An 11,984-nucleotide genomic window follows, 5' to 3' on the forward strand; every position below is an offset into this window, starting at 1 on the left:
CGGCGACCAGTTCGACAGCGTCGTCAAATATGCGAAATGGCTCGCCCATCTCGGCGACCGCGCCTATGGCGTCGCCCTCGCGCTCAACAACTGGCTGCACGAAATCCGGCGCTTCTTCGGCCTCTCCTACTGGTCGCTCTCGTCCTATCTGAAGCACCGGGTCAAAAACGCCGTCGAATATATCTCGAGCTACGAGGTCGCAGTCGCACGCTCGGCCCGCGAGCGCGGCGTCGACGGCGTCATCTGCGGCCATATCCACCACGCGGAAATCCGCGAGATGGACGGCATCCTCTATTGCAATGACGGCGACTGGGTCGAAAGCTGCACGGCGCTGACGGAAGACCAGGACGGTGTCCTCAGCATCGTCACATGGCACCGCTTCTCCTGGGAGACGGGCGAGGGACCGCACGAAACGGAAGCCGAGGACGACGCCTCGCATGTGTTGAACGCCGCCTGATGAGCCCTTACAGCACCCTCGCCGAATTGAGCCGGCCGCTCCGCACGCGGACACGCAAGACTTACCGCGTGCCCGAGCCCGCACTCGGCCTCGACGCGGAAAAGCTCAAGATCGTCATCGTCTCCGACGCCGCGCCGCCGCAGGTCAATGGCGTCGTGCGCACGCTGGGCGAACTCAAGCGCAATCTGACCGCAATGGGGCACGAGGTCATTTCGATCACGCCGGAGCTCTTCAACACAGTCCCGATGCCGAGCTATCCGGAAATCCGGCTCGCGCTTTTTCCGGGGCGCAAGCTTGCGCGGATGATCGAGGCCGTGAACCCGAACGCCATCCATATCGCCACCGAGGGCCCGCTCGGCCTTGCCGCGCGCAATTACTGCGTCAGGCGCAACCTGCCCTTCTCGACGTCATTCCATACGCGCTTCGGCGAATATCTCTACGCCCGTACCGGCTTTCCCCTGAACTGGAGCTATGCGTTCCTGCGCTGGTTCCACGCGAAGGCGACCAGCATCATGGTGGCGACGCCGTCGCTGCAGGCAGAACTCGAGGGGCGCGGTTTCGGCAAGCCCTTCATCTGGTCGCGCGGCGTCGATACCGAGCTTTTCCGCCCGCGCCCCGAACTCGCGGGCGAACATTATCTCGACCTGCCGCGTCCCGTTTATCTCTATGTCGGCCGCGTCGCCGTCGAGAAGAATATCGAGGCCTTTCTCGATCTCGATCTGATCGGCTCGAAGATGGTGGTGGGCGACGGGCCGCGCCTCGAACATCTGCGCAAGCGCCATCCCGAGGCTCATTTCGCCGGGCCGCTCTTCGGCGAGGAGCTGGCCAAGGCCTATGCGGCGGCGGATTGCTTCGTCTTCCCGAGCAAGACCGATACGTTCGGCCTCGTGCTGATTGAGGCGCTGGCCGCCGGAACGCCGGTTGCCGCCTATCCGGTGCAGGGCCCGCTCGATGTCATCGGCGATGCGCCGGTCGGCGTGCTCGACAATGATCTCGGCGTCGCCTGCCGCAAGGCGCTCGGCATCGCGCCGGACGCCTGCCGGGCCTTCGCCACCGGGTTCTCCTGGGAAGCCTGCACGCGGCAGTTCCTCGCCAATCTGGCGCTCGAGGAAGTGCCGGAGCCGGCGGCGGCGGCCCAGGCCGCGCCGAACGCGCTTGAGTTGGGCTGAGAACTGCTCTCAAATTGCCGGCCGATCCTTTCCCCCACGAAGGAGGCCTTCATGAAGCTCTTTTTCCCCCGCTCGCTGGCCCTTGCCGCCGCGCTCGCCCTGGGTTTTCCCGCCGTCGCCCGAGCCGCGGACACCTATGAAATCGACACCGCCCACACCCATGTCGGCTTCCAGGTCAGCCATTTGGGTTTTTCGGAAACCTATGGCGTTTTCAAGAACGTCTCCGGCACGCTGGCGCTCGACGAGGCAAAGCCCGAAGCGAGCAAGATCGACGTGACGATCGACGTCGCCAGCATCGATACGGCGAACGAAAAGCGCGACGAACATCTGAAGGGCAAGGACTTCTTCGATGTCGCGCAATATCCGACCATGAGTTTCAAATCCACCAAGGTGGAGGTCACCGGCAAGGACACGGCAAACGTCACCGGCGATCTGACGCTCCACGGCGTGACGAAGCCTGTCGGCCTCGTCGTCAAGCTCAACAAGGCCGGAGAAAGCCCGATGCGCAAGGGCACCTTCGTCGCGGGCTTCTCGGCGCTCGGAAAGCTCAAGCGCTCCGATTTCGGCATCAAGACCTATGTGCCGATGATCGGGGACGAGGTGACGATCGCCATTTCGACCGAAGCCGTGCGGAAATAGGAACCGGAGGCGGGAGGCGGAGAGCAAGTTTCTCCAAGTCCCGCCTTCCTTCCACGGCATGATGATGGTCACCCTCAATCGGCATAGACTTCGATCATGGTGACAGCGACTATCCTTTCCAGCGGCGCCGTTTCGGCGGTCGATTATCGGTGCAGCTCCGGTCCGGCGGAAGCGCCCTACACGGAGTGCCACGAGGTTCTGTCCGTTTCCTATGTGCGCAAGGGAAGCTTCGGTTATCACACGCGCGGCCGGTTCCGCGAAATGGTGGCGGGCTCCGTGCTCGTCGGCCATGCGGGCGACGAATATGTCTGCACCCACGACCACCATGTCTGCGGCGACGAATGTCTTTCGTTCCGTCTTTCGCCGGAACTGGCGCCGGAACTGGCGGAGGCGATCAGCGGCAAGCCCGAGCTGCGCCGGATTTCGAGCCTGCCGCCGCTGCCGGAGATGATGGTGCTCGGCGAACTCGCCCAAGGCGCCGCGGAGGGTGCGAACGACATAGGGCTCGACGAGGCGGGACTGATGTTCGCGGCGCGTTTTGCCGAGATCGCCTCGGGACGTCCGCAGACGACCGTCGCCGCGAGCGCCCGTGACCGGGCGCGCGCCGTCCGCGCCGCGATGTGGATGGACGAATATTCGCACCGCCCCATCGACCTCGAAAGCACGGCCCGCGAGGCGGATCTCAGCCTCTTTCATTTCCTCAGGCTCTTCACGAAAGTACTCGGCGTGACGCCGCATCAATATCTCGTGCGCTCGCGGCTGCGTCACGCGGCGCGGCTTCTCGCCGACCAGGACCGCTCCATCACCGACATCGCCTATGATGTCGGTTTCGGCGACCTGTCGAATTTCGTGCGGACCTTCCATCGCGCCGCCGGCATGTCGCCGCGTCGCTTCCGCCAGACGGCAAAGGGCGAGCGCAATATCCTCCAAGATCGGATGGCGTCCACCGTCGCAAGGTGACCTCGAACCCGCGCTTCATGCGCGACATCGGAGGACATCATGTACGACCACATCGGATTGAAAGTGAAAGACCTCGACCGAAGCGCAAGCTTCTACGAGGCCGCGCTGGCGCCGCTCGGGCTCGGGCTTTGCTACAAGGACGAAACCTGGCGGGGCTTCGGTGTGAAGCAGCCGGGCCTCTTCCTCTCGCAAGGTCCGGCGGCGCAAGGCGTCCATGTCGCCTTCACGGCATCGAGCCGCGCGGCGGTCGACCGGTTCCATCAGGCCGGTCTCGACGCCGGCGGGCACGACAATGGCAAGCCCGGCCCCCGGCCCGATTACGGCCCGACCTATTACGCCGCCTTCCTCATCGATCCCGACGGCAACAATGTCGAAGCGGTTTGCGTGAAATAGGAGGGCGAGATGGCGACGATCCGCAAGGAAATAGAAATAAACGCCTCGGCCGCCGAGGTCTGGGACGTCGTGCGCGATCTCGGGGCGATCCACACGCGCTTCGTGCCGGGTTTCGTCACCGACACGATGCTGGAGGAAGAAGCCCGAATCGTGACCTTCGAGACGGGCCTCGTGGTCCGCGAACTCTTCGTCGATCTCGACGACAAGGCGCGGCGTTTCGCCTATGCGGTGGTCGGCGGCGGCATGAGCCATCACAATGCGTCGATGCAGGTCTTTCCCGAGGCCGAAGATCGCTGCCGCCTGGTCTGGATCACCGATCTGTTGCCCAATGAAGCGGCAATCTCAATCTCGGCGATGGTCGACCGGGGGTCAGCCATCATGAAAACGACACTCGACCGCCCGCGCATGGCCGGTTGAACGAGAAAGCGGTCAGGCCGGGGTTAACCCTTCCGAATCCGGCCTTTCCGCGCCTGCGAAGGAAGCCTTGTGGAAAACCCCCTCGCCGCGCTATAAGGCGGCCAGATTTGGCTGCCCCCGCGCGCGATCATCCGCACGGCCGGGCCCCGAAAACCCCGGCGGTACTTATGGCTCTTCGTAATATTGCGATCATCGCCCATGTCGACCATGGGAAAACGACACTGGTTGACCAGCTCCTGCGCCAGTCCGGCACGTTCCGCGACAACCAGCAGGTCATGGAACGCGTCATGGACTCGAACGATCTCGAGCGTGAGCGCGGCATCACCATCCTAGCGAAGCCGACCAGCGTCGACTGGGTCGACGAGGCCGGCGTCCATACGCGCATCAACATCATCGATACACCCGGCCACGCCGACTTCGGCGGCGAGGTGGAGCGCATCCTGTCGATGGTCGACGGCGTGGTGCTGCTGGTCGACGCCGCGGAAGGCCCGCTGCCCCAGACCAAGTTCGTGACCTCGAAGGCTCTGGCGCTGGGTCTCAAGCCCATCGTCCTCATCAACAAGGTCGACCGTCCGGACGGCCGCCCCGACGAAGTCCACATCGAGGCCTTCGATCTCTTCGCGGCGCTCGGCGCCACCGACGAGCAGCTCGACTTCCCTTGCATCTTCGCCTCGGCCCGCCAGGGCTGGGCTTGCGAGGATCTCTCCGCGCCGGATGCAAAAGAGCATGGCCTCAAGCCGCTCTTCTCGAAGATCATCTCGCACTTTCCGGAGCCGACGGCGCTGCATGACGGTTCGGCGAACGAGCCCTTCGCAATGCTCGTCACGACCATCGAAAGCGACCCCTATCTCGGACGCATCCTGACCGGCAAGATCGAAAAGGGCGTGGTCAAGACCAACCAGGCCGTGCAGGTCCTGCGCAAGGACGAAGGCACGATTGAAAAAGGCCGCATCAGCAAAGTTCTCGCCTTCCGCGGCATCCAGCGCATTCCGGTGGAAGAAGCGACTGCCGGCGACATCATTGCCATTGCCGGCCTCGTGCAGGGCACCGTCGCCGACACGATCTGCGACGCCGCCGTGACGGAGCCCCTGAAGGCGCTGCCGATCGACCCGCCGACGCTCTCGATCACGGTCGCGATCAACGACAGCCCGCTTGCCGGCCGCGAAGGCACCAAGGTTCAGTCGCGCGTCATCCGCGACCGCCTGATGCGCGAGGCGGAATCGAACGTCGCGATCCGCGTCAGCGACTCGGAAGGCGGCGACGCCTTCGACGTGGCGGGCCGCGGCGAACTGCAGCTCGGCGTGCTGATCGAGACGATGCGTCGCGACGGCTTCGAACTCGGCATCTCGCGTCCCCGCGTGCTCTACCGCGAGGAAAACGGCAAGCGCCTCGAACCGATCGAGGAAGCGACCATCGACGTCGACGACGAATTCACCGGTGTAGTCATTGAGAAGATGTCGAGCCGCAAGGGCGAACTCGTCGACATGCGCCCGACCGGCGCCGGCAAGACGCGCATCATCTTCCATTGCCCGTCGCGCGGCCTGATCGGCTATCACGGCGAGTTCCTGACCGACACGCGCGGCACGGGCGTCATGAACCGCCTGTTCAAGGCCTATGAGCCCTATCGCGGCGAAATCGAGGGCCGCCGCAACGGCGTGCTGATCTCGACCGGCGACGGCGAGGCGGTGCCCTACGGCCTCTGGTACATCGAAGAGCGCGGCACGCTGTTCATCTCACCCGGCGAGAAGGTCTATCGCGGCATGATCATCGGCGAGAATGCGCGCCCCGACGATCTCGAAGTCAATCCGCTGAAAGCCAAGCAGCTCACCAACATCCGCACGACGTCGAAGGACGAAGCGGTGCGCCTCACGCCGCCGCGGCCGCTGACGCTCGAACAGGCGATCGCCTATATCGAGGCCGACGAACTCGTCGAGGTGACGCCAAAATCGATCCGCCTGCGCAAGCGCTGGCTCGACCCGAACGACCGCAAGAAATACGCGCGCTCGGTCGCCTGAGGCTTTCGCGCCGACCATGAAGACACCGCCCCGAGACGATCGGGGCGGTGTTTTCGTTTTATGCCCGTCCGCTCCACCCGAGTCCGTCAGGGGCCTCCAGCCTCGCCGACAACGCGACTTGGCTGACGGGACGGGCCCCTGACGTCTCGCGGGGTCATGGAACCTAGAGAGCAAGCTTCAGATCGAGGCCGACATGCGTCTCGGTGTGGACGGATCTGCGGCCCGAAATGCCGTTGGCGAAGAGGTCGATCTTCACGCCGTCGGAAATCCTGTAGCCGGCACGCGCGCCATACTCGATCCAGTTGACATTCTCCGGATCGTGCGCCCCCAGCGTGCCGACGCCTGCCACGGTCGTGCGTACGTCGCTCGCGGCGGCAAAACCCTGCGCGCCCGCGAGGCGGAGGGTCGCGTCGACGTCCGGCGAAAAGGCATGCGTCCACTTTCCTTCGACCTTTGCGATGCCGAGCGTGTTGGTGCCGGACGACACGCGCGCCGGGAAGGGATTTTCCGCCGACAGCGTCTCGTCATAGGCATCCGTGCAGAAACGCGAATAGCCGAGTTCGAGGGCGGCGACCGCCTCGTCCGCCGGCGTCACGTCGTAGCCGAGACCGGCCTTCGCATAGAGGTAGCCGAGCGTGCCGTCGGCGGAGCCTGCGCCGGTCGCCGTGCCCGCGCCATTGGCATAGGGTCGGGTGAAGGTGAAGGACGCATCGGGCGCAATCCAGCCGCCACCCTCGACGAAAGGATGAGCCGGGCCCGTTTCGTCCGCGACATAACGCAGGGCGAGCGCCGCCATAAGGCCGTGTTCCATGTCGACATGCCGGAAGTTCTCCCGGACGTAAGACAAGCCGCCGAGCAGCGAGAACCCGTTGCCGAGGCCGATCTTTCCGGTCACGCCGGCAGAGACCGAGCCGACCGCTCCGTAGGCGGTCACGCCGTCCGGGCTTCCCAGCGGATCGTCGGCACCGAGCAGCATTCCTCCGAATCCCTGCATCTGTACGGCTGCCCCCTCACGCGCGCCGGCGAGTCCGTCGGCGGCCGATTGCTGGTCTTCCTTAGTGGTCAGGCCACCGACGGGCGGCGTCGGATCCGAACCAAGGGCGAGATAGACGACATAGGCCTTTCCGCCGTTGATGTCGTTGACGCCGATATATTCGCCCGAGGCCGAGACGGCCGAGGCGTCGTAGAGTTCGATCCCGGTCAGATCGACGCCGAGATCGGTCAGCAACGTGTTGAGGTCGCGCATACCGCCGTCTTCCATGTAGCGGAAGGCATGCCAGGTTGAATTGCCAGTCAGTGTCGCCTGGCCGACGATCACCGAACCGTCGCTGCTGACGCCTTTGGCCTGCGCGTTGGTGCCACCAAGCTTCCCGAGGTCGGTGACCGTCGTATAGCCCGCTCCCGTCCATTTGACCGCGCTCTCGCTTCCCGGTCCGTCGCTGAAGCCGACGATCGTCGATCCATCGCCGCTGATCTTGTAGGCGGCTGACGAGTATCCCGGATCGTTCATCGGCGTCAGCTGATGCATGGTCCCACCCTGCCAGTAAAAGGCCGTCAGGTAGGACCCCGTACCTCCGGCGATCTGGGACGAGCCGACGATGACCGAGCCGTCTCCGCTGACACCATAGGCGGATGCCGAACCCCCGCCCGCCAGCACGCCGAGATCAGTCACGGTCGACCAGTTCGGGCCGCTCCAGCTCATCGCGTGATATTCGCCGCCGAAGTTCCCTTCGCCGACGATCACGCTGCCGTCGGCATTGGTTCCATAGGCGCCGACATTCTGGTTGACGGTCGCCGTCGGCAGGATGGTCACGACGCCGTTCCTCACGGCGAAGGCGAGATTGGCGGGGTTCGCGCCCTGATAGCCGATAATGGTGCTGCCGTCCGAACTGACGGCAAAGGCAAAGGAGTCGCCGTTCAGCCCGAGATCGGTCACCGCGCCCGTCGCACTGTTCCACGAGACCGAATGAATCTGGTTGGTGGATGTCCGCGCATAGCCCACCGCAATCGAACCATCCCCGCTAATGCCCGTAATGCTCTCCTGCGTCTGCCCCGAAGGCAGCCAGTCGAGCGGGGTCAGCGGCGCCGGTTCGGCAAGCGCGGCATTCGAGAGCACGAGAAGAGACACGGAGGAAAGAAGACCGAGCGCCGAACGTGCCGGCAATCCGGGAGATGAAAAATTTCGCATTGATCTGAACTTCCAAAGCGTTGACCGGAGGGGCGCGCATGAACGTCTGTCCGGACGCGGTCCGCCCCCGAAAGCGCGTCGCCTTCCTTCGCGGTCCGTCTCATCCGGAGAGCCCCTTGATTTTCGAGGGTAGCGGCGGCGGTCCGCGGCGGCTTGGACGGCGAGATACGCCGGCATGGACTGAGCGATAATTCCGGACCCCTGCCGGATCATCCGTCTCGGGAACTTATGTGGCGTATGTCCGAGGGGGTGGCGCCGAAACGCTTGCGGAAAGCCCTGTTGAAATAGGACAGGTCTCCGAAACCCACATCGTAGGCGATGGTGCTGATCGGTATCCGGGAGGCGCCCGGGGAGGCAAGCATGTCGAAGGCGCGCAACAGACGGCGTTCGAGAACGAAAGACGTAAAGCTCGTCCCCTCGCTTTCGAAGAGCTTCCGGACATAGACGGGCGAAATGCCCTGCCGGGCGGCAACCGCCGCAAGGCGAAGACCGCCTTCTCCGAGATGCTCTTCTATGTCCCGCTTGATGGCCTCGATCCGCGCCACCCGCAGGCCGCCCTGCCTTGCCTGTTCCGCCGCGTCGGCCGTCGAGCCAAGCGCGAGCGCCGCGAGATCATAGATGTGGGAGGCCGTCAGCGCCTGCAACTCGGCGCTTGCCGGCCCGCTGCCCAATGCAAAATCGAGATAGCCAAGAAGATGCCGCAAAGCCTCGCTGTCGGCCGGGATGCGGCGAAGGACCGCCGCATCGACATCGCGCAGACGGGGCGCGAGCAGGCTTTCCGACAAACGGATCGACGTGCCGAGCATCGGTCTCACCGGGGCGCAGTAACCGTCCTCGTCCTGACGGGCCATCACGGCCTCGCCGGCGCCGATGGTCACGTCCCGGTCCCGGGATTCGCCGAAGGCCACGCCGTGCCGCACGACCCAGAGCGTAAAGCCATCGCCGTCATCCGTGTTGCCGCGGGCACGCCGCAGCGTCACGCCCGACATGCCGCCCGTCATGAAGCTGAGGCCCGGCAGAACACGGACCTTCATATCGAGGCTGAACTCTCCATTGGAATGGGCCTCGATCAGCAATCCGCCGAACGCCGCCCGAGCTTCCTCAAGCTGCGTCTTGCCGGACCGGCTGTCGAAGCGCAACGCCGTCACCTTCAACTTACCGGAACTCATTACCGAACATGTCTCCCGAACAGGCGCCGAAGCGCAGTACCGGGATTGTCTGCAAAATCGAAATTTCACGCGTATCCCAAATTGGATATGCTGGCCTCAAAGGCAAGGAACCGACCTGCGATGAACCATCGATCCAGCACCGAAGACCGCGTCTTCGGCCTCATCGACGATCTTTATGCGGCCGCGCTCGAGCCTTCCCTGTGGCCGGCTGTCTTCGACGGCATGGCGTCGCTCACGGGCGGCGCCGGCACCATCGTGCTCGCCGACAGCAGGAACCATTCCAGCCACGCCTATCGTTCGCCGAACATCGACTCCTTCGTCGAAGGCTGTGCGCCCGAACTCATGGATTGCAGCCCGCGACTCCATTACGCGCGGAAGATCGCGACGACGGATGCGATCGTCACCGATGCACACATGATTGGCGTGGAAGGGATGAAGCGCAGCGCCTTCTTCAACGAACTTCTGTGGCCGGGGCAACTGGGCGAGATGATGGCGCGGATGACGAACAGCGAGCGGGGGACGAGCAAGACCGTCATCTGCGTTCAACGATCGTTGCTTGCCGGCTTTCCTTCGGACCTCGAGATGAAGATATTCGCGGTCCTGTCGTCCCATGCCCATCGCGCATTGCAGGTGTTTCGCCGACTTGCGACCCGGCAGATCGCCGGGACGGGGGCGGCCGATCTCTTCGAGCGGCTGGATTGCGGCGTCGTTCTCGTCGGCGCCGACGGGAACATCCTCCATGCGAATGCCGTCGCGCGGCGGATCGACGGAAACGGCATCCTCCTCGGACGCAAGGGTCTCGCCGCCTCGACGCCGGCAGACCAGACGAAGCTCGATCGGCTGATCCGGGAAGCCCTCGCGCCGGCGTCGGCGGACGACGGCTTGAAGCTGGCGACCTTGCGCCGCGAAGACGCGAATGCTCCACTCCTCGTTCAGGTCGTGCCGGTGCGTGCGCCGGATAACCCTTATCTCCGTATCTTTTCGGATGTGGTTCAGGGCGCGCTCGTTCTCCTCATCGATCCCGCGCAGGAGATACAGGCGCAGCCGATGGACGCGCTGCGGCTTCTTGGCCTTACGGAGACGGAGGCCGCGATCGCCGCGCTGGTAGGCTCCGGCCGATCGCCGGAGGATGTCGCCGCCCGGCGCAACATCTCGGTCGGGACGGCGAGGCTTCACCTCAAGCGCATCTACTTCAAGCTCGACATCACGCGCCAGAGCCAGCTCGCCCAGATCGTCGCGGCGCTGTCGATCACGGCGAGGCCCGACTGATCGGCCCGGAACCGGGTTTGGCGCGGGCCCGCCCCCGATGTTAAGACTGTTGTCACGGCGAACCTCCCTTGCGCAGAGGAGGCATTGCAAGGGAGGCTTTCATGGCGACGAACGACGAATGGCTTGGACTGGTGCGGGAAGAGATCATTGAGCCCGATCTGCCGATCATCGATCCGCATCACCACCTGTGGGACTTTCCCGGCTCGCGCTACATGCTGGACGAGCTCAACGCGGACACGGGCTCCGGCCATAACATCCGCGCGACCGTTTTCGTCGAATGCACGGCGATGTATCGCGCGGACGGCGCGGAGCATCTGAAATTCGTCGGCGAGACGGAATTCGTCAACGGCATCGCGGCGCAATCGGCGAGCGGGCTCTATGGCGAGATGCGCGCCTGCAAGGGGATCGTCGGCCGTGCCGATCTCGGAATGGGCGGCTCCGTCGACGAGGTGCTGGCCGCCCATGTCGCCGCCGCGCCGGCGCGCTTTCGCGGCATTCGCCATGCGACGGCGCTCGACGACAGCCCGGAGGTGCGGCCGTCGCATACGCACCCTGCGAAGGGTCTTATGGGTTCCGCGAAATTCCGCGAGGGCTTCGCGCAGCTTGCCAGACACAATCTCAGTTTCGATGCCTGGATCTATCACCACCAGATCCCGGAAGTGACGGCGCTGGCGCGGGATTTTCCCGAGACGACGATCGTCCTCGATCATTTCGGCGGGCCGCTCGGCATCGGCGGCTATGCGGGAAGGCGCTCCGAAATTTTCGCGCAATGGATGAAGGATATCGTCGACCTCTCCGAATGCCCGAACGTCGTCGCCAAGATCGGCGGCATCAACATGGCGGTGAACGGCTTCGAATGGCACAAGCGCGCGACGCCGCCGACGTCTGACGAACTCGTGGCCGCGACCGGAGATTACTATCTCCACACGATCGACGCCTTCGGCCCGGAGCGCTGCATGTTCGAGAGCAACTTCCCGGTCGACAAGCTCTCGGTGTCCTATCCGGTGCTCTGGAACGCCTTCAAGAAGATCGCGAAGGGCTTCGATGCGGACGAGAAGCGCGCGCTTTTCCACGATACGGCGAAGCGGGTCTATCGGCTGGATTGACCTTCGCCTTCCCCGAAAAACGTCGTCACCCCGGACCTGGTCCGGGGTCCATCTTTGCATCACGGCACCAAGAAAGATGGATGCCGGGTCGAGCCCGGCATGACGGTGAAGAGCGTGGATGAGTTCTGTTCTTCTGACTGGACCCAAAAGGCGTTATAAGCCCCTGCCCCTTAGCCAAGAGCCCCGCCATGCTGTCTTCCGA

The 11,984-nt window shown here is 64.3% G+C and carries 11 protein-coding genes; 9 read left to right on the forward strand and 2 right to left on the reverse strand.

Going from position 1 to position 11,984, the window contains the following annotated elements; all coding sequences use genetic code 11:
• From VMR03_RS17220 to typA, 7 genes are all read left to right on the forward strand, one after another.
• A partial coding sequence (locus VMR03_RS17220; RefSeq protein WP_414693199.1) for a UDP-2,3-diacylglucosamine diphosphatase occupies positions 1 to 457 on the forward strand: 457 nt, incomplete at its 5' end.
• A complete protein-coding gene (locus tag VMR03_RS17225) occupies positions 457 to 1,626 on the forward strand; it encodes a glycosyltransferase family 1 protein (RefSeq protein ID WP_325407400.1) in 1,170 nt (389 codons plus the stop codon). The genes VMR03_RS17220 and VMR03_RS17225, both read left to right, overlap by 1 nt.
• 51 nt (positions 1,627 to 1,677) lie before the next feature.
• The gene (locus VMR03_RS17230) at positions 1,678 to 2,265 is read left to right on the forward strand and encodes a YceI family protein (RefSeq protein WP_325407402.1); all 588 of its coding nucleotides are present in this window, start codon (positions 1,678 to 1,680) and stop codon (positions 2,263 to 2,265) included.
• 96 nt (positions 2,266 to 2,361) lie between these two features.
• Positions 2,362 to 3,225, forward strand: a complete 864-nt coding sequence (locus VMR03_RS17235) for a helix-turn-helix transcriptional regulator (protein ID WP_325407404.1) — start codon at positions 2,362 to 2,364, stop codon at positions 3,223 to 3,225.
• A 39-nt stretch (positions 3,226 to 3,264) separates the two neighbouring features.
• A complete protein-coding gene (locus tag VMR03_RS17240; RefSeq protein ID WP_325407406.1) occupies positions 3,265 to 3,618 on the forward strand; it encodes a VOC family protein in 354 nt (117 codons plus the stop codon).
• A gap of 9 nt (positions 3,619 to 3,627) precedes the next feature.
• On the forward strand, positions 3,628 to 4,035 hold the full coding sequence (locus VMR03_RS17245) for an SRPBCC family protein (RefSeq protein WP_325407408.1): 408 nt from the start codon (positions 3,628 to 3,630) through the stop codon (positions 4,033 to 4,035).
• 167 nt (positions 4,036 to 4,202) lie between these two features.
• On the forward strand, positions 4,203 to 6,050 hold the full coding sequence (gene typA / locus VMR03_RS17250; RefSeq protein WP_325407410.1) for a translational GTPase TypA: 1,848 nt from the start codon (positions 4,203 to 4,205) through the stop codon (positions 6,048 to 6,050).
• A gap of 163 nt (positions 6,051 to 6,213) precedes the next feature.
• Here the strand turns inward: typA and VMR03_RS17255 are convergent, their stop codons facing one another.
• Together VMR03_RS17255 and VMR03_RS17260 are read right to left on the reverse strand one after the other, a co-directional pair.
• Positions 6,214 to 8,238 carry a hypothetical protein gene (locus VMR03_RS17255; RefSeq protein WP_325407412.1) on the reverse strand — a complete coding sequence of 675 codons (2,025 nt, stop codon included), beginning with the start codon at positions 8,236 to 8,238 and terminating at the stop codon, positions 6,214 to 6,216.
• Positions 8,239 to 8,447: 209 nt separating this feature from the next.
• The gene (locus tag VMR03_RS17260; RefSeq protein WP_325407414.1) at positions 8,448 to 9,407 is read right to left on the reverse strand and encodes an AraC family transcriptional regulator; all 960 of its coding nucleotides are present in this window, start codon (positions 9,405 to 9,407) and stop codon (positions 8,448 to 8,450) included.
• A gap of 120 nt (positions 9,408 to 9,527) precedes the next feature.
• Here VMR03_RS17260 and VMR03_RS17265 point away from each other — a divergent pair, with 120 nt between their 5' ends.
• Together VMR03_RS17265 and VMR03_RS17270 are read left to right on the forward strand one after the other, a co-directional pair.
• Positions 9,528 to 10,676 (forward strand): helix-turn-helix transcriptional regulator, encoded by a 1,149-nt coding sequence (locus VMR03_RS17265; RefSeq protein WP_325407416.1) that lies wholly within the window; start codon positions 9,528 to 9,530, stop codon positions 10,674 to 10,676.
• Between the two features lie 101 nt (positions 10,677 to 10,777).
• A complete protein-coding gene (locus VMR03_RS17270; protein ID WP_325407418.1) occupies positions 10,778 to 11,782 on the forward strand; it encodes an amidohydrolase family protein in 1,005 nt (334 codons plus the stop codon).
• Positions 11,783 to 11,984: the final 202 nt, after the last annotated feature.

It is taken from the genome of Parvibaculum sp., from assembly GCF_035511255.1.
Lineage (GTDB): Bacteria > Pseudomonadota > Alphaproteobacteria > Parvibaculales > Parvibaculaceae > Parvibaculum.